The organism is Faecalibacterium prausnitzii (assembly GCF_003324185.1).
In the GTDB taxonomy this organism is placed as follows: Bacteria; Bacillota; Clostridia; order Oscillospirales; family Ruminococcaceae; genus Faecalibacterium; species Faecalibacterium prausnitzii.
This window is the reverse complement of record NZ_PXUP01000006.1, coordinates 130,352-147,341: the sequence shown is the minus strand read 5'-3', so window position 1 is coordinate 147,341 and position 16,990 is coordinate 130,352. Positions and strand designations below refer to the sequence as shown.

At 58.0% G+C, this 16,990-nt stretch carries 13 protein-coding genes and 2 tRNA genes; 8 read left to right on the top strand and 7 right to left on the bottom strand.

What is annotated here, in order from left to right; all coding sequences use genetic code 11:
* Positions 1–83: 83 nt before the first annotated feature.
* Together C7J97_RS05860 and C7J97_RS05855 are read left to right on the top strand one after the other, a co-directional pair.
* Positions 84–158, top strand: a tRNA-Glu gene (locus C7J97_RS05860).
* Between the two features lie 3 nt (positions 159–161).
* Positions 162–237: transfer RNA gene (locus tag C7J97_RS05855), tRNA-Lys, on the top strand.
* A 113-nt stretch (positions 238–350) separates the two neighbouring features.
* Here the strand turns inward: C7J97_RS05855 and C7J97_RS05850 are convergent.
* Positions 351–1,043, bottom strand: coding sequence for an argininosuccinate synthase domain-containing protein (locus tag C7J97_RS05850; protein ID WP_113993170.1), 693 nt, complete (start codon positions 1,041–1,043; stop codon positions 351–353).
* Between the two features lie 203 nt (positions 1,044–1,246).
* On the opposite strand from C7J97_RS05850, the gene C7J97_RS05845 reads away from it, so the two are divergent.
* Complete coding sequence (locus C7J97_RS05845) at positions 1,247–1,999, top strand: DUF4866 domain-containing protein (protein ID WP_097793324.1); 753 nt, start codon at positions 1,247–1,249, stop codon at positions 1,997–1,999.
* Positions 2,000–2,112: 113 nt separating this feature from the next.
* Here the strand turns inward: C7J97_RS05845 and C7J97_RS05840 are convergent, their stop codons facing one another.
* Positions 2,113–3,447 (bottom strand): threonine/serine exporter family protein, encoded by a 1,335-nt coding sequence (locus tag C7J97_RS05840; protein ID WP_005920142.1) that lies wholly within the window; start codon positions 3,445–3,447, stop codon positions 2,113–2,115.
* A gap of 22 nt (positions 3,448–3,469) precedes the next feature.
* Between C7J97_RS05840 and C7J97_RS05835 the strand changes: the two genes are divergently transcribed.
* Positions 3,470–4,207, top strand: a complete 738-nt coding sequence (locus tag C7J97_RS05835; protein WP_113993169.1) for a helix-turn-helix domain-containing protein — start codon at positions 3,470–3,472, stop codon at positions 4,205–4,207.
* Between the two features lie 190 nt (positions 4,208–4,397).
* On the opposite strand, the gene C7J97_RS05830 is transcribed toward C7J97_RS05835, so the two are convergent.
* Genes C7J97_RS05830 through C7J97_RS05810 form a run of 5 tightly spaced genes read right to left on the bottom strand, consistent with a single transcriptional unit; the run spans position 4,398 to position 11,474 of the window.
* On the bottom strand, positions 4,398–5,801 hold the full coding sequence (locus C7J97_RS05830) for a hypothetical protein (RefSeq protein WP_113993168.1): 1,404 nt from the start codon (positions 5,799–5,801) through the stop codon (positions 4,398–4,400).
* A gap of 1 nt (position 5,802) precedes the next feature.
* Complete coding sequence (locus tag C7J97_RS05825; protein WP_113993167.1) at positions 5,803–6,597, bottom strand: carbohydrate-binding protein; 795 nt, start codon at positions 6,595–6,597, stop codon at positions 5,803–5,805.
* An 11-nt stretch (positions 6,598–6,608) separates the two neighbouring features.
* Positions 6,609–8,405 carry a heparinase II/III domain-containing protein gene (locus C7J97_RS05820; RefSeq protein ID WP_113993166.1) on the bottom strand — a complete coding sequence of 599 codons (1,797 nt, stop codon included), beginning with the start codon at positions 8,403–8,405 and terminating at the stop codon, positions 6,609–6,611.
* A gap of 14 nt (positions 8,406–8,419) precedes the next feature.
* Positions 8,420–9,682 (bottom strand): response regulator transcription factor, encoded by a 1,263-nt coding sequence (locus C7J97_RS05815; RefSeq protein ID WP_113993165.1) that lies wholly within the window; start codon positions 9,680–9,682, stop codon positions 8,420–8,422.
* Positions 9,657–11,474, bottom strand: a complete 1,818-nt coding sequence (locus C7J97_RS05810) for a sensor histidine kinase (RefSeq protein WP_113993164.1) — start codon at positions 11,472–11,474, stop codon at positions 9,657–9,659. The genes C7J97_RS05815 and C7J97_RS05810 overlap by 26 nt, the downstream gene beginning before the upstream one ends.
* Before the next feature lie 344 nt (positions 11,475–11,818).
* On the opposite strand from C7J97_RS05810, the gene C7J97_RS05800 reads away from it, so the two are divergent.
* The 4 genes from C7J97_RS05800 to uidA all read left to right on the top strand — a co-directional run bounded on the left by C7J97_RS05800 (position 11,819) and on the right by uidA (position 16,988).
* The gene (locus C7J97_RS05800) at positions 11,819–13,138 is read left to right on the top strand and encodes an ABC transporter substrate-binding protein (protein ID WP_015538150.1); all 1,320 of its coding nucleotides are present in this window, start codon (positions 11,819–11,821) and stop codon (positions 13,136–13,138) included.
* A gap of 176 nt (positions 13,139–13,314) precedes the next feature.
* A complete protein-coding gene (locus tag C7J97_RS05795; RefSeq protein WP_005943356.1) occupies positions 13,315–14,241 on the top strand; it encodes a carbohydrate ABC transporter permease in 927 nt (308 codons plus the stop codon).
* 16 nt (positions 14,242–14,257) lie between these two features.
* A complete protein-coding gene (locus tag C7J97_RS05790) occupies positions 14,258–15,118 on the top strand; it encodes a carbohydrate ABC transporter permease (protein ID WP_005920167.1) in 861 nt (286 codons plus the stop codon).
* Positions 15,119–15,191: 73 nt separating this feature from the next.
* Positions 15,192–16,988 carry a beta-glucuronidase gene (gene uidA / locus C7J97_RS05785; RefSeq protein ID WP_113993163.1) on the top strand — a complete coding sequence of 599 codons (1,797 nt, stop codon included), beginning with the start codon at positions 15,192–15,194 and terminating at the stop codon, positions 16,986–16,988.
* The last annotated feature ends 2 nt before the right edge of the window (positions 16,989–16,990 follow it).

Here is a 16,990-nt window from a genome sequence, read left to right as displayed (position 1 = left end):
GAACACAGAAGTTAAGCTTACTTGTGCCGAAGATAGTTAGCTGGAAACGGCTTGTGAAAATAGGTAGTCGCCGACTTTTATATGGCCCGTTGGTCAAGCGGTTAAGACAGAGGCCTCTCACGCCTTTAACATCGGTTCGATTCCGGTACGGGTCACCATATGCACCTCTAGCTCAGTTGGTAGAGCAACTGACTCTTAATCAGTGGGCCCAGGGTTCGAGTCCCTGGAGGTGCACCACAACAACAAAATCCGAACTTTTTTCCAATAGGAGAAGTGTTCGGATTTTTTGTTCGCAGAGTAAAACACAAGCGATGCTTGTGCATTAAAAACACAAACTGCTATAAACTACTTCATTCCCCTTCTTTTTCGCTGTTTACGATAGCCTGCACCTTGGTGGGCAGACCATAGATGCTGATGAAACCGGTGGCATCGTTCTGCTTATAGTCGCCGCTTGCGGCAAAGGTGGCGATGTCTTCACGATACAGAGAGAACGGCGACCAGACCCCTGCATTGATGAGGTTGCCCTTGTACAGTTCCAGACGCACCTTGCCGGTGACATGCTCCTGTGTGGAGGTGACAAAGGCACTCAGAGCTTTGCGCAGCGGGCTGAACCACTGGCCATCATACACCAGTTCGCCAAAGGTGATGGCCAGCTCAAAGCGCACCTGATCGTTGCCTTTGCCGGTGCTGCCGTGGCAGACCGCATCCGCACCCTCGGCGCGGGCAATCTCCACCACGCGTTTTGCCAAAATGGGGCGGGCAAAGCTGGTGCCCAGCAGATAACCCTCGTAATCTGCCCCGGCCTGCATGGTGGGAATGACGTAATCCTCCACAAATTCATCGGTCAGGTCTTCGATGTACAGCTTGGATGCGCCGCTTGCCTTGGCACGCTCTTCCAAGCCTTCCAGCTCACCCTTCTGCCCCACATTGCCGCACACGGCAATGACTTCGCAGTTGTTATAGTGCTCTTTCAGCCACGGGATGATAATCGATGTGTCCAGACCGCCGGAATATGCCAGCACGACCTTTTTGACCTCAAACATAGGAACTGCCTCCGTTCAAACCAACTTATATACTTTTCGATTTCCCTCGTGCAATTTCATGATTGCAGTGTCCGTTATACGGTCACTTGGAAAATGTGTAAAAAGTGTTCTGCATATAGCAGCAATATGAAAGCAGTATTTCACAGCGGGGCATTATGAACCTATAATAGTAGTTGGAAATAAACAGAAAGAGGGTCTTTTTGATGGCAACGATATTTCCAAGAGAAGAAAAGGCAGAGGCACTGTTCGGGGAGATCCTGAAAAATCCAGAAGCCTGCCACCGCCTGATGGATACCTTCAACGACTCGCTGGACATGGCAGACGTACTGGATGCGCCGGCCGTGAGTGCACAGCAGTTTGCCGCGGCGCTGTTCAATGCCTACGAGAACAAGGATCTGTCTGCCTTTCTGATGGCGATCTGCCAGCACAGTATGTTTGACCTACTACGGAACGCTGCTCTGATCCCGTTCAAATTCAACGCCGATGGTCAGCCGAACCCGGTGATCCTGACGGATGATGCCGGCGTTCTTTTGCCGAACAACAAATTTGCCGTGAGCAGCAAAGTATACGACCGGTTCATCCGGGTGTTCCAGAAGCAGGAAAAGGTAAAAATGTATCTTGCCAGCGGCTACTGCAAGTATCACGGCTACGACGAAGGATCGATGGATGTGGTGGAGTACCACTACAACCAGCATTTGGGGCTGCTGCTGATCTACGAACTGCCGGACACCGTGAAGCAGAAGGTAACGGAAGCGGAGGCCTACTCCACCGTCTGGGATATCCAGATGAAGCTGCAGCACGCACTGCCCCGTTCCGTGGTCTACTATGGACAGGATACGCTCAAGGACGGCGGAACCCGCTACGATGAACTTGGCGTTTTTCTGCCGCTGGAACACTTTGCCGACCGGCTGGAACGCCATGTGGAAACTGCTACCAAGATCGTTTACGGCGAGTAAACGCCCTGTAAACGAACTCCCTTTATAAGTGCATCACAGCAAAACAAAACGCAGCGAACCGTTAAAAGATTCGCTGCGTTTTGCCTTATATGGGAGAATGGAAATGCTGCACATCAGGTGCAATAACGGAAAGTCTTGTCAGTGACAATACGGGCGAAGATCAGCCCTAACGGCAGTGCCACGATGATGAGAATGGCATCTGCAAACCATGTGGCGGAGTCCATCAAAGACAGGATGCCCAGATTATAGATGGCACGGTAGAAATACAGTCCCGGCACCATGATAACGATGGACGGCACAGTGACGGAGATGCGGGGATAACCGGCGGCGCTCTTCAGGCAGGAGGCCAGCAGTCCGGCCAGCAGTGCGCCCAGAAACGCTGCAACAGCGGGCGGAAAGCCCGCAAGGCTCACCAGCTCCAGCCGGAACGTGTTCGTTACAGCACCGATAAGGGCGGCGCAGACTGCCAGGTTCCGGGGACTGTTGAACATGAGCGAAAAGCCGAACACACCGCCAAAACTTGCCAGCAGCCGGAACACGATCTCTTCCGGGAGTGTCAGGCTCAGGGCAGGGAACTGCACCGGCTGCAAATGCAGCAGCAGTGCCATGATCCAAGCCGTCATGGTTGCCACCAGAATGATGAGGATGGCGTAGGCCAGACGTTCCAGCCCGGAGCGCATATCCAGCTTGGCAAGGTCGATGCCGCTGGTAATGAACGGAAAGCCCGGAATGATGAAGAGCATGGAGCAGATATACCCCGCCTCGTGCTGCGCCGATACGGCAAACAGCACCTCTGCCAGCTTCAGCAGGATGGCATACACGAGGCTTGCTGAACAAACCGACGCCGTAATGCCCAGAAACAGGGTGAAATGGTGTTTTGTCAGCTTGCACCGTACAAAGTTGCCGATGCCTGCACCGCAGAAGGCACACAGCATTTCCACAATGCCGCCGCCAAGCAGAAAGGTGAAGCAGCCGCAGGCCAGTGCAGCTGCAAAGCCCAGTGCGATGGGCGAATACAAGCCGTGGATGCGCTCGATCTCATCGAGGTGGCTGTGCAGTTCTTCGCCGGTCATAAATTTTCCTTCCCGGTCGAAGTCGTTGACGAAATGCTCCAGTCGGTTCAGCCGGGAGGTATTCACGCCCGTATTTGTCAGACAGAGTGACTGGGTATAACACTGGTCACCGTCAAAGCAGGTGAACTCAATGGACAACAGGCCGATGTCCGCTGTTGTTGTGACTCCCAACTCCCGCGAAAGGGTGTTCATGGAGCTTCGGACACGCCATGCGCCGGTGCCGCATTCCAGCAGCATCAGACCGGTGCGTCCAATGACGGAGGCTTTTTCCACAAGCCCCGCCTCGGTAATGGGGACGCCCTTGCTGGCCGACGCATAGTCGTGCCAGTAGACTTCCATGTGATTTTTGATGATCTCACTTTGCCGTTGTCCCATACCGGAAAGCCTCCTTTGTGATATGGGAATGTTGCAGCCGTTTCAAGACTGCGGTGCTATTATAAGGGAAATTGCAGGGCGGGTAAAACGTATCTTGGGTATGCCGGCAATGTTCGTTTGGTATTTCAAAGAAGAAAATACGTTGCGTTTTTGGCGGCTCTGCGGTAGGATAGAAAAAACGCGCCGAAAGGAAACTGCCGTGACCCTTCAACAACTCTGCTATGTCACGGCTGTTGCCGGCACCGGCACCATCAGCCATGCAGTGCAGCAGTTCTATATTTCTCAGCCCAGCCTGACCAATGCTATCCGGGAGCTGGAACAGGAAGTGGGGCTGGCGCTTTCCAAGACGGCAAGCTCTGTGGTGAGCCGGACGCTGCTGGACGCACGCGGACAAATGAGTGCAAAATCGATGCATCCCCCTGCTTACGGTCAAAGGAAATGTCAAAAGAAAAAGGGAGTGCAGGAGAAGATGAAGCACCTCCACAAGGGCGGCTGGTGCCATCCCCACAGCACAAGGCGGCTTGCTTTTTGCCGTGGCTGCCGGATAAGACAAAATACGACACCCGCAAAGGGAGCTTTGCCCGGACGTTTGTCCCCCTCTACCGCTGCGCTCAAAACGCATAGACCGCGTTTGCGCAGCGCAGCAATGAAAGCCCCAGTGGGGCTTTTAAGCGGCAGAACGGTCTGCGATAGCAGATGGAGGGGCCTCGCCCCGACAAGTTCTACAAATGTTTCCAAATTGTTAAGACGCAAAAAATAAGTAGCTGGGCTCTGCTCATGTAATGGGGTCACCGCTTGCTCCGAACGAAGTTTTGCAGCGGCGTTGTCCGGCTCGCCCACGGAAAGTGTGGGGTCATGGCACGGTATCACGTTCAGACGGCTTATGCAAGATTCAAGGTACTGTATGAAGAAAGCCGGACGCAGTGCAGACACTACGTCCGGCTTCTTTTTTACGAATTGAGCGCCTGCCATAGCGCATCTGAAGCATCAAACACTGCTACGCTGTACCCGGCAAAGCGGCTCTGAATATCCACGGTCTGGCTTCCGTCGGCGGCGGTATTGTAGCTGCCCAGTTCCAGCCCGGAAAGGGCGGGCTGGCTGCTCCACGGGATGAGCTTTGCCTGCCAGTCCGCGCCCAGCTTTTCGCTCAGCGCCCCATAGGCCTGTTCGAAGCCCTCCGGGTCATCCAAGATCCAGATTTTGCTTTCGCCGTTGGCAAGGTCGGTGTTCATCTGGGTGGCACCCGCCATCTGGCCATTCATGTCGGTCAGGGCAGCATCGGCACTCCATGTGTAGTTGTTCACCTGCACGATGACCGCCCCGTCGCCGTTGGCGTCCTCCGCATAGTCTGCCAGCGCAGTCTGCAGGCGCTGTACGGCCTCGTCCGGCAGGGCTTCTGCCGTGACCACTGCCACGGTATAGTCCGGGTCTACGGTGGTCAGCAGGCCGTGCGCCACATATGCCACGCCCACAATGACCATTGCCGCCACCGCCACGATGCCCCAGTTGTAATACCACCAGTTGGCGCGGGAGCGCTTTTTTTGCTCCTGTGCGGTCAGGGGCTTATCCGACGCTGTCGGGCGCGGGATGCTGCGCACCTCTACGCCGTATTCCTGCCGCAAAACCGGGAACAGGGTCTGCATCGCTGCCAGCCCCGGCAGCCAGAAACCGAACAGCACTGCCCAGAAGATGCTGACCGGGAACAGCAAGATCATGCCGCCGATGCCCGCCAGCATGAGAACGCCTGCCAAGACGCAGCGCGCCGGGGCGGCAGCCAGCAGCCTGCCCGCCCGGCGCAGCAGGCTGTCTGGGGCGGGGACTTGCAGCGGCAGCACGGCGGCGCACAGAGTGCCCAGAACCGCCAGCACCAGAAAGTCCAGCGCCAGAAATACAAGCACCGCAAGCCCGGGGTAGTACCCTTGCTGCGCGGCGGCTTCAAATACAAAGGCCGATACAAAGCACAGCAGCCCCAGCACCAGCGTGCCAATGCAGCCAAAGCCGCAGGCGGCTTTCCAATGGGCGGCAAGGGTCTGTTTTGCCCGGGGCAGCCACTGAGAGGGGTCGTTCTGCAAGCTGCGCAGGGCACAGTCTGCCAGCAGCACCATGGCAGGGCCGGTCAGCAGACCGGTGACCGCGCTGCACGCCACCGTCAGCGGCAGGGAGAGCAGGGTCACCCCCAGCGAGACCCCCAGCGCAGCGGGCAGGCAGAGCACGCAGACCATCAGGTTCGTGCCCAGCAGCTGGCCGAGGTCGCGGCCGACCATCTGGCAAAAGCGTGCAAAGCCTTTTTTCTCCGGCTCGTTTGGGCCTACGCCATGGCCGTCCCGCCCATAAAGGGCATTGTAGATGCTCATTTTACTTCACCTCGGTGCCAAAGGCTTCGATCTGGGTCAGCGCCGGGAAGGGGGAAGTCCCCTCGGCCTGAATCAGATCCTTCAGCACAAGGCTGCGCACCCGCTTGGGTTCAAAGGTCACGCTCTGAGGCTTGGCGCTTTTCACCAGCGGGATGTCCAGCGTACTGCCGTCGGAAAATTCCACCGTGGCCTTTACCCAGTAATTGTCGTGGGGAAAATCTGCCCGCTCGGTGATGCGCAGCTCATCCAGCAGTACTTCCCGGCCAAAATCCAGCGTCAGGGCTGCGTTCGGGTCGCGGTTGATGCCCCAGCTCTGGTAGGGATACTCGCCGTGGGCGCTGTTCTCAAAAATGCCGTCGATGGCGTTGCGGGCGGCAAACACCGCCTCGCCGCGCGTTTCTACGTTGGCGCTGGCGTGGGGGTAAAAGCCGGTGTCGCCGTGCTCGTCATAGCAGTTAAAGGCCAGATTCCGCCGGGCGACGATCTCCTCCGGCAGCGCCAGCCGTGCCCGGATGACATGACGGCTGCCCGCAAAGCTCTTGGGCGAATAGGTGATGGCCTGCTCCCCGAAGGGAATGTGGAAATTGATCTCCCGCTTGACCACATACACAAGGGCTTCGGGCATGGTGTCCTCGAACTGGATAACGCAGTACTGGCCGGGATGGTCGATCTCCAGCGCCACCCGGTCGCCGGGCTTGTAGCAGTTGGTGTAAACAAGGGATACGGCGGTGTCAGCGTCACAGGTCATCAGGGTGTGGCCGGCTTCGTCCAGAATTTTCAGCTTGATGGTCTCCATGGCAGTTCTCCTTAGTACAGTTCGAGGTTCAGCATTTTTTGGAAATGCAGGGTGATCTTATAGATTGTTTCCGGCCATGCGGTGCGCAGGCGCGGGTCGGTGATGGGCACCGCCGTAACAGCAGCCGTTACGGCACCCGGGTCAAACCGGATGCCGCCCAGTGTGCCCACCGCAAAGCCGTCCGCAGTGGGGACGGGTTGCTGCTCGGTGAGCAGGGTCAGCTCCACTGTGCCGGGATAGTCCGTTTCGTCCCGCAGGGTGATGCCCTGTTCGCTGACAGATACGCTGCGGTGGTAGGTGGTAAGCCCCGGGATGGGAGGGTACGCGCCCGCCAGTTCGCCGGTGATGCTGTTTTTATCGGTGCATACCTCCCGGGCGGCGTATTCCGCGCCGGGCAGCTGCTGCACGCCGTCAAAGGTGGGCAGATTGTGCCATGCGCTCTGCATCGTCCAGATCTCATACCGCTGGGGGCTGAAGGTCTTTTTGGTGTAGCTCTCCACTCCGATATCGATCAGGAACGGTCTGCCGTCCTTGTATACAGTAATGCTGCCAGTATCGTTGTGATTGTGGCTGTCGCCGTTGGAGCCGAACTTTGCACCCAGCACCCAACTGCCCTGCCGCGCGGCATAGACGCCCACGCTGGGGTACCACACCGTTAAATGGTGCCGGGGCGTTGCGGAGTACGCCATCATTTCTTCTTCTGCAAAGGCGGTGGTCAGCCGGTACCACAGGTTGATGTGGGTGCTGCCGTCCGGGTTCTGCAAATGGTCGGGGTCGGCATCGGCACGGAAGTCTGCTGCCGCAAGGGCTTGCAAAGCATCGCTGCCCACAGCCTGCCCAAAGCGGTATTCCCGCGCACCGCACCGCCCGGCAAGGGGGCTGCAATCGCCAAAGTTCAGGTAGTAAGGCCCTTCCACATGGACGTTGCAGATGTACTCCGCGATGTTTTTGATTTTAGGCTCATGGAACAGGGGAGAGAAGGCCTCCGGCACAATGCTGGACAAAATTTCAAGGCAGCCCCACAGGGTCAGCCCGGCGTGGCGGTAATACTGCGCACCCTCGTTGCAGCAGCCGTCCGCGCCGTAGTCCTTTAAAAAGCAGTCGAGGCTGTACGCTGCCTGTTTGACGGCAGCCTGCCGCTGCTGCTGCGTGGTGGGCAGCAGAAAGACAGTGAGCAGCACATTCTGGGTGCACCAGCTCGTCCAGTTGCACATAGGCTCTTCGCCGTTGCCCATCCACCAGAAGTGGCTTGTAAAATAAGGCGTCAGGATGCGGGCGTTCAGCTCCCGCTCCATCCGCACCGTGGTGCCCGGTGCAGCAGTATCCAGCTCGTCCGGCAGTAAGTACCGGGTCAACGCCAGCAGGGCGCCGGTCTCGGCGGCAAACAGGTCCACGATGGGGCGGGTGGTGTCCGGCAGGGGCAGCTGCGGGGTGTCCCGGATGTAGCTGTTGTGGGCGGGCAGCTGCCATGCGCTTTCCTCGCAGAGCGCCCATACGGTATCTGCAATTTCATCCAGAAAGCGCCCTTCGTGCTCCACGCATTCGGCGCATACCAGCGCGCACAGCCGCGCCCGGCGGGAGAAGTAAGCCGTCTCCCATGGCATGCGCCGCCCAGTGTGGGTGAAATCCAGCCAGAGCGAGAGCGGCAGGGGCGCAATGGGCGTTTGCAGCGCGGCTTCTCCCGCCTGCAAAAAGCGCTGCTTTGCCCGCAGGGGCAGCCCCTGCCATGCAGTACGTTCCTTGGCAGGGGGGAAGGGCCGGTAATCGGGAAGAAATTCCGGCAGAAAAGCAAGTTGTTCCTGTATCATAAAAGCCTCCGGTTTTAAATACTTTGCTGGTATTCCCGCGGGCTGAGCCCCGTGACCTTTTTGAACACCTTGGAAAAATAGAAAGCGCTCTCGTACCCCAGTTTCTCAGCGATCTCGTATACTTTCAAATCGCCCTGTTCCAGCATCTCCTTCGCCGCAGCGATGCGGGTCTCGGTAATGTACTCCACAAAGCCGCTGTCGCCGTATTTGCCAAACAGCTGGCTGAGGTAGTTGGGCGAAAAATTGAATACAGCCGCCACATCGGCCAGCGTCAGCCGCTCGGAAAGGTGGCTTTGGATGTACTCCTGCACCTGTGCCACCACCTGCATCTTCCCGGCGGTGGCGTCGCCCTCGTTGACCTCCACGAACTGGATGGGCTGCTCCACCGTGAGCAGGGGCTGCAGGTGGGCGTTTTCCCGGCAGCGGCGCGCCAGCCCCAGCAGGGAGCCGGTGGGGCGTCCTACCGCCCAGAGCAGCCGTACCGTGAAGTAGTTGTATAAAATTTGACTGGTGCGTTCCAGCAGCGGGCGCAGCACCGTCCGGTAGTTCTGGCACTGGGCATCGGTCAGGCAGAACAGCACATTGCAGCGCATGGCATCCGCCCCGGTCACATAGCAGGGCAGGTAGTTTTGCAGGGTGGTCTCCAGCATCCGCCCGCAGGAAAAACTCAGCTTCAGCTGCTGGGCGGGGGTAAGGGCGGTGTTGGCGATGATCTCGCAGCTGGCTACAAGATAGGCGTCGCTTGCAAGGTTCAGCTCCATGTGCTGCAAAGGCTGCTCCAATGCGGCTTCGTCCGGGAACAGCCCGGCGTACAGCCGCACGAAAAAACGCTCCTGATAGCTGCGCACACTCTCGGCAAGGTTTTCCTGGGCCGACAATTCGCCCAGCAAAGCGCGCTCCTTTTTTACCTTTTCGGCGGCCTTGGCAAGGGCGGTTTGCAGGTTCTCGGGGGTCAGGTCCAGCTTGACCAGATAATCCACCACCCCGGCACCCATGGCCTGCTTGATGTAACCAAATTCTTCAAAGCTGGTCAGCATGATAAAGGCGGGCAGGGCGCTGCGTTCCCGGCAGGTGCGGGCAAGGGTAAGCCCGTCCATCACCGGCATTTTTACGTCGGCAATGACGATATCCGGCTTCTCCCGCTCAATGAGTTCCAGCGCCAGCTTGCCGTTGCGGGCGGTGCCGCAGACGGTATAGCCCAGCTTTTCCCATTCCAGCATCCCCTGCAGGCCGATGAGCACCAGCGGCTCATCATCCACCAGTAATATCCGCAGCATGGGTGTCTCCTTTCTGTTGATAGGGCAGCCGGATGGTGACCTCGGTGCCCACGTCCTCTTCACTTTCAATGGTCAGGCCGTAACCCTCGCCAAAGGAATACCGGATGCGGCGGTTCACGTTCCACAGGCCGACATGACGGAACTTTTCAGCCTTTTCGGCACCCTCGGCGGGCTCGTCCAGAAGATGCGCCACCTGCTCCGGTGGCATGCCCACGCCGTCGTCGGTAATGCGCAGCAGTACGTCTCCGGTATCCGGGTCGGTGGAGATATCCAGCAGCACGCTGCCGTGGCCGCCCTTTGGCTCCAGCCCGTGGAAGATGGCGTTTTCCACCAGCGGCTGCAAGGTGAACCGGGGGATCATGCAGTCCCGGCAAAGGGTCTCGCTTTCAATGCGGGAGACCTCAATTTCCAAGTCGCCGCCGTAGCGGTATTGCTGGATGGTAAAGTAATCGTTGAGCAGCGCCAGCTCCTCCTGCAAAGGCACCAGCTTCTGGGTGCCCTTGGAGATGCTCTTGGTCAGCCGCGCAAAGGCGGTGACCATCTCGGCAATGCCGGGCGCGTGCTGGATGGTAGCCATCCAGCGGATGCTGTTGAGGGTGTTGTAGATAAAGTGCGGGTTCACCTCGTTTTGCAGCATCCGGTATTCCAACTCCTGCTTGCGGCGCTCGTCCTCCACCCGGCGGGTCATCAGGCTGTCCACGTTTTCAGCCAGCTGGTTGATGCCCCGGCCGATGTCGCCCAGCTCGTTGTTCCACTCCACCGTGCGGTCCGGGGCAAAGTTGCCGCTGCCCACGGTCTCGATGCGCTTTTGCAGCGCCTCCACCGGGCGGGTAATGACCCACTCCAGCCAGTGCTGCATCAAAAAGCTCAGTCCCCAGATGATGGCAATGCCAAGGGTGATGAGCCACAGGTACACGCCGTAGTGCAGCAAAAAGGTATTTGCGGGCAAAAGCTGCACCAGCGCCGCGCTGCGGCCGTTCAGTGTTACCTTGACTACATAATACTTCTGGCCGTCCAGCTGCACCTTGCCCTGCCATGCGGTCTGCTCGGTCACGCCGTTATTGCTGCCGGTGCGCAGGGTGTAGTCCACCTCCCGCAGCGGGTTTTCAATCTCGGTCAGGCTGCCGTTTTCGATCTGCCACAGGCGGCTGCCCATCTCCCAGTACAACGCGCTGCCGTCGGTCAGGCTGTAGCCCGCGGCCGGGTCGGTGATAATGGCAGTATCCAGCGCAAGGTAGGTACTGCCCCGATGCAAGGTGCCCTTGCCGCAGCGGACAGGCTGGCTGAGGGCGATGCAGTCCGGGCTGCCGGGCAGCAACGGGTCGGTGGTGAACTGCATCCCGTACCCCTTGGTGAGAAACTGATTTATGCTGGTGCGGTTGAGCGCCGCCGAGGCATTCAGCGGGCCGAACTGCAAATGCCGGTCGTTCTCATTGGTAACAAAAAAGCGGAGGATATGGCTGTACAGGGTGCTGGAATAGTATTTTTCCTGCACGGCTTCGTAGGCGGCAATGGTCTGGGTGCCGTTGATATTTTCCTGCGAGATGTACCGTCGCACGGTGCTGTCGATGGAAGCCCAGTTCAAAAGAGCATCGGCGCTGTCCAGACTGGTCTCGATGGAGGTAGCCACCAGCCGCAGGTTGAACTCTGCCGCCTGCAAGGAGTTGGCGCGCACATATTGGTTGGAGAGGGTGAACAGCGCCGCGCCCACGGCCAGCGAGGTAAGAATGGTAAAAAAGCGCATCCCCCACACGATCTGCCGCCGCAGCGGGAAACGATGGCTGCTCTTCATAGCGGAGCCTCCTTTCCGGTAATATTTTGCATTCTTTCCTTTATACAGTACTGATTCCGGCGCGGTTTGTCAACGACTTTTTTCATGAAAATTGTGTACTTTATACGCTTTTTTCTTGTGCTACGGATGTAAACTGTGCAAGAGAACAAGAAAGTGCAGACTCCAGTGTAAGAAAGTGCATCTTTTTTTAAAAGATACAGAAAAACTGCAACTCTTCCCGGAATTTTTCCATTCCGGTTTTTGCGTTTGTGCGGTATCCTAGTGTCAACAAAAGCGAGTGGCTCCCCGGCACGGGGGAGACCGTTGCACGAAATACACACACTGCCCTGAAGGAGGACACACTTATGAAAAAGATCTCTCGTCGTTCGTTCCTTACCGCTGCCGCTGCCTGCGGCGCTGCTGCTGCTCTGAGCGCCTGCGGCGGCTCTTCCGCAAGCTCCACCGCTGCTTCCTCCACTGCCGGTTCCACCGCTGCATCCGCAGCAGCAGGCCCTGTTACCCTGCAGTGGTCGGTGTGGGATAAGGAATCCACCCCCTACTGGCAGGCTATGGCCGACGGCTACATGGCAAGCCACAAGGACGTGACCATCGAGATGGTGGATCTGGGCTCCAGCGATTACATGACCGTTCTGGCTACCCAGCTGGCCGGCAGCGCCGATCTGGATGTCGTGACCGTCAAGGATATCCCCGGCTACGCAAACCTGATCAATCTGGACTACCTCAAGCCCCTGAACGAGGTGCTGACCCGCGATACCGGTGATTTCAACGGCACCATCGAGCAGCTGACCACCGATGACGGCAACTTCTACGCCGTGCCCTTCCGCAGCGACTTCTGGGTGCTGTACTACAACAAGGATCTGTTCGATAAGGCCGGTGTGGAGTATCCCTCCAATGACCTGACGATGGAAGATTACGATGCTCTGGCACGCAAGATGACCAGCGGCTCCGGCGACACCAAGGTCTATGGCTGCCACTACCACACCTGGCGTTCCGCCGCTTCTCTGTTCTCCATTCTGGACGGCAAAAACACCATCATCGACGGCAAATACGACTTCATGAAGCCCACCTACGATATGGTCATTGCCCAGCAGAAAGACGGCATCTGCATGGACTACGGCTACCTCAAGACCTCTTCTCTGCACTACTCCGCAGCCTTTGAGAACCAGCAGTGCGCAATGGTCAACATGGGCAGCTGGTTCATTTCCACGCTGGAAGCTTACATGAAGGATGCCGAGACCAAGTTCAACTGGGGCATCGTCAAGTATCCGCACCCCGCCGGTGCAGAGGCTGGTTCTACGCTGGGCACTGTGACCAGTCTGGCCATCAACGCCGATTCTCCCAAGGCAGAGACCGCTGCCGACTTCATCAACTGGTGTGTCTCCGAGGAGGGCGCACAGGCCATTGCCAAGACCGGCACCTTCCCGGCTTGCGGCTCCGCTGCCACCGCCGAGATCATCAAGTCCACCGAGGGCTTCCCCGAGGACAGCAACTCTGTGGATGCACTGACCACCAGCAATGTCTATCTGGAAATGCCCTACACCCAGTACGCATCTGATATCGAGACCATCCTGAACGCCGAGCACGATGCCATTATGACCATGAGCGAGACCGTGGACGAGGGTATCCAGAACATGAACGATCAGGTTCCCGCAGTTCTCGGCTGATAAAGCGTTTTCCGCAATAGTTTGCGGTTCTCCTTCTTCATTGTTTTCGATCCCCATTCATTTTCCGATGACGAGCATCGGAAAAAAGCCCTGTCCGAGCGGGGCGGGTATGCACAGCGCCCGCTCCGCTCATTTTTTGGGAAAACTGTTATACTTCCGGGAAAGGAGGCTCTTTTATGGCGAGTGCTGCTGTCCAGAATAAAACTCCCCGTAAAGTGCTTAAAAAATCGACCCGCGATTCTCTGATCGCGTATTCCTTCATTGCGCCAAACTTCATCGGCTTCTGCGTGTTTACGCTGGTGCCCATGGTGTTTGCCATTGCGCTGGCCTTCTGCGCATGGGACGGCCGCCACGCCATTGAGTTTATCGGCCTGAAGAACTTTGTAAAGCTCTTCACCACCGATAAAATTTTTCAGGCGGCTTTGAAAAACACCATCGTCTACGTCATTGGCACGGTGCCGCTTACGCTGGCCTGCTCGCTGGCCATGGCTGTGCTGCTGAACCAGAACGTGAAGCTGCGCAACTTCTTCCGCACGGTGGCGTTCTTCCCCTACGTTGCCTCGCTGGTGGCGGTGGCAGCGGTGTGGAACATGATTTTCAACCCCTCCATGGGCCCCATCAACATGATCCTGAACCAGTTCTTTGGCGTGGCGGTGGAAAACCTGCCCCGCTGGGCTGCCGGTAAGGACACCGCTATGATCACGGTCATCCTGTTCAGCGTGTGGAAGAACATGGGCTACTACATGGTCATCTATCTGGCCGGCCTGCAGGGCTGCAACCCGGATCTGAACGAAGCCGCCGAGCTGGACGGTGCAAACCGCTGGCAGCAGTTCTGGCACATCACCCTGCCGCAGCTGCGCCCCACCACCTTCTTTGTGGTTATTATGCTCACCATCTCCGGCTTCAAGGTCTACGACCAGATGTACATGATCACGCAGGGCGGCCCCGGTACTGCTACCATGACGCTGGTGTACTACATCTATAATGTGGCCTTCGTCAATACCCCGAAATACGGCTACGCAAGTGCAATTTCCATGGTGCTGTTCGTACTGGTGCTGATCGTTACCATCATCCAGTTCCGCGGCTCCAAGGGCGAGAACTGAGAAAGGAGGAAGAACTATGTCTGCTGCTATTATCAAGACCGAAGCCTCTCAGAAGCGCCGCAATTTCATCTCCAAGTTCCTGATCTATTTCTTCCTCATCGTCATCACAGCTTGTATGCTGCTGCCCTTTTTGTGGATGCTGTCCTCCTCCTTTAAGCTGAATAAGGACGTGTTCGGCTTCCCCATCCAGTGGATCCCCAAAAATCCCCGCTGGCAGAACTATGTGGACATCTGGACCCAGATCCCGCTGCTGACCTTTGTGAAAAACACGGTCAAGATCACCGTGGTGGTCACCCTGTTGCAGCTGTTCACCTCCTCCTTTGCAGCCTACGCCTTTGCAAAGATGCAGTTCAAGGGCAAAAACGCGCTCTTCCTCGGCTACATTGCCACCATTGCAGTGCCTTGGCAGGCCTACATGGTGCCCCAGTTCATGATGATGAGCTCGTGGCATTTGAACAACACCCATCTGGCCATTATGTGCCTGCAGGCCTTCAGCGCCTTCGGCGTGTTCCTGATGAAGCAGTTCTACGAGGGCGTGCCCACCGAGCTGTGTGAGGCTGCCCGCATTGACGGCCTGAGCGAGTACGGCATCTGGTGGCACATCATGCTGCCCCTCAGCCTGCCCGCCCTGTCCACCCTGACCATCTTCACCTTCGTGAACACATGGAACGACTTCCTTGGTCCCCTGATCTACCTGACCAAGACCGAACTCAAGACCATCCAGATCGGTCTGCGTATGTTCATCACCCAGTATTCCGCAGAGTACGGCCTGATCATGGCGGCCTCTGTGGTGGCACTGATCCCGGTGCTGATCGTGTTCCTCTCCCTGCAGAAGTATTTTGTGCAGGGCGTGGCATCCACCGGCATCAAGGGCTAAACAAATCACCCGTAAGCGGGGCGTGGGCAGTACCCGCGCCCCGCATTTTTTGCAGAAATAGAGAGAAAGTGTTATGTTATATCCTGAACAGAATGAAGTGCGCTTGAAGCTGAGCCTTGACGGCACATGGGCGTTTGCGCTGGGCAGCTGCGTGGAAGACCAGTTCGATCCCGCAAAGCCCCTGCCGGATGCCCAGCCCATCGCCGTGCCCGCCAGCTACAACGACCAGAACGACCAGACCACCGCCCTGCGCCGCCACTACGGCTGGGCATGGTATCAGCGCAAAGTTACCCTGCCCACTTTCTGCGCCGGGCAGCGGGTGGTGCTGCGGTTCGGCTCGGTGACCCACACGGCAAACGTCTGGCTGAACGGCCAGCTTATCGCACAGCACAAGGGCGGCTTTACCCCCTTTGAAGCAGACGTTACCGCCCTGCTGCACCCCGGCGAGACGGTGCTGCTGACCGTCGCCTGCGACAACCGGGTAAACCACAGCACCCTGCCTGTGGGCAACGAGGACGGACAACTGGCCTTCTTTGGATCGGACAACGCGGGCATCCCCAGTGTGGAGGCTGCCAAGCGCGCCGCCGCACCCCAGAACCGCCCCAACTTTGACTTTTTCAACTATGCGGGCATCCACCGCCCGGTGTGGCTCTACACCACCCCAAAAGAGTATATCGAGGATGTGACCGTAGTGCCCGCCGTGGACGGCACGGTGCAGTACGCGGTCAAAACCACCGGCAGCGCGCCTGTCCATGTCATGGTGCTGGATGCGGACGGCAACGCCGTTGCAAGCGCCGAGGGTGTAGAAGGTACCCTGACCATTCCGGAGGTGCATCTCTGGGAGCCCAGACCCGGCACGCCCTACCTGTACACCCTGCACATCACCTGCGGGGCAGACGTCTACGATCAGACCTTTGGCGTGCGCAGCATTGAGGTGCGGGGCACACAGGTGCTTTTGAACGGAAAACCGCTCTATTTCAAGGGCTTTTGCAAGCACGAGGACTTTACCGCCCACGGCCGCGGCTTTGACCCGGTGCTGAACGTGAAGGACGTGAATCTGATCCACTGGGCAAACGCCAATGCCGTGCGCACCAGCCACTACCCCTACGCTGAGGAGTTCTACGACCTGTGCGACCGGGAGGGCATTCTGGTCATGGACGAGACTCCGGCGGTGGGCATCGGCGGCGGGGCGGCGGTGAACCCTTATAAGGAATATCCCCTTGCGGAGCATCACCGGCAGGTGCTTGCCGAGATGATCCATCGGGACAAAAACCACCCCTGCGTGGTGCTGTGGAGCCTTGGCAACGAGCCGGATCTGGAGCACTTCCCGCAGGATGCCTACGATTACTGGCACCCGCTGTATGAGCTGGCACATCAGCTGGACCCGCAGAACCGCCCGGTCACCCTCGTCTGCTGCCAGAACGACTACACCAAGGATATCACCACCCGCACCATGGATATCGTCTGCATCAACCGCTACTACGGCTGGTACAACCTTTCCGGCGACATGGACGCCGCCTGCTATGGCCTGAATCAGGAAATGGATTTCTGGGCAGAGCAGCACAAGCCCGTGATGATGAGCGAATACGGCGCAGACACCGTGGCAGGTCTGCACACCGCCGGAGCCGAGATGTTCAGTGAGGAGTTTCAGGTGGAGTTCTACCGCCGTCTGGATGCAGAGTTTGACAAGCGCCCGTGGTTTGTGGGAGAATTTGTCTGGAACTTTGCAGACTACGACACCGTGCAGGGCCCCATGCGGGTGGACGGCAACAAAAAGGGCCTGTTCACCCGGGACCGCCGCCCCAAGCTGGGTATGCACTTTCTGCGCCAGCGGTGGGCAGAGATACCTACGTTTGGATTTAAGGAGTAATC

What these genes read in the sequence shown, in the direction of transcription:
- C7J97_RS05850 (WP_113993170.1), bottom strand. Translation starts at nt 1,043, where the DNA reads ATGTTTGAGGTCAAAAAGGTCGTGCTGGCATATTCCGGCGGTCTGGAC.
- C7J97_RS05845 (WP_097793324.1), top strand. Translation starts at nt 1,247, where the DNA reads ATGGCAACGATATTTCCAAGAGAAGAAAAGGCAGAGGCACTGTTCGGG.
- C7J97_RS05840 (WP_005920142.1), bottom strand. Translation starts at nt 3,447, where the DNA reads ATGGGACAACGGCAAAGTGAGATCATCAAAAATCACATGGAAGTCTAC.
- C7J97_RS05835 (WP_113993169.1), top strand. Translation starts at nt 3,470, where the DNA reads ATGGGAATGTTGCAGCCGTTTCAAGACTGCGGTGCTATTATAAGGGAA.
- C7J97_RS05830 (WP_113993168.1), bottom strand. Translation starts at nt 5,801, where the DNA reads ATGAGCATCTACAATGCCCTTTATGGGCGGGACGGCCATGGCGTAGGC.
- C7J97_RS05825 (WP_113993167.1), bottom strand. Translation starts at nt 6,597, where the DNA reads ATGGAGACCATCAAGCTGAAAATTCTGGACGAAGCCGGCCACACCCTG.
- C7J97_RS05820 (WP_113993166.1), bottom strand. Translation starts at nt 8,405, where the DNA reads ATGATACAGGAACAACTTGCTTTTCTGCCGGAATTTCTTCCCGATTAC.
- C7J97_RS05815 (WP_113993165.1), bottom strand. Translation starts at nt 9,682, where the DNA reads ATGCTGCGGATATTACTGGTGGATGATGAGCCGCTGGTGCTCATCGGC.
- C7J97_RS05810 (WP_113993164.1), bottom strand. Translation starts at nt 11,474, where the DNA reads ATGAAGAGCAGCCATCGTTTCCCGCTGCGGCGGCAGATCGTGTGGGGG.
- C7J97_RS05800 (WP_015538150.1), top strand. Translation starts at nt 11,819, where the DNA reads ATGAAAAAGATCTCTCGTCGTTCGTTCCTTACCGCTGCCGCTGCCTGC.
- C7J97_RS05795 (WP_005943356.1), top strand. Translation starts at nt 13,315, where the DNA reads ATGGCGAGTGCTGCTGTCCAGAATAAAACTCCCCGTAAAGTGCTTAAA.
- C7J97_RS05790 (WP_005920167.1), top strand. Translation starts at nt 14,258, where the DNA reads ATGTCTGCTGCTATTATCAAGACCGAAGCCTCTCAGAAGCGCCGCAAT.
- uidA (WP_113993163.1), top strand. Translation starts at nt 15,192, where the DNA reads ATGTTATATCCTGAACAGAATGAAGTGCGCTTGAAGCTGAGCCTTGAC.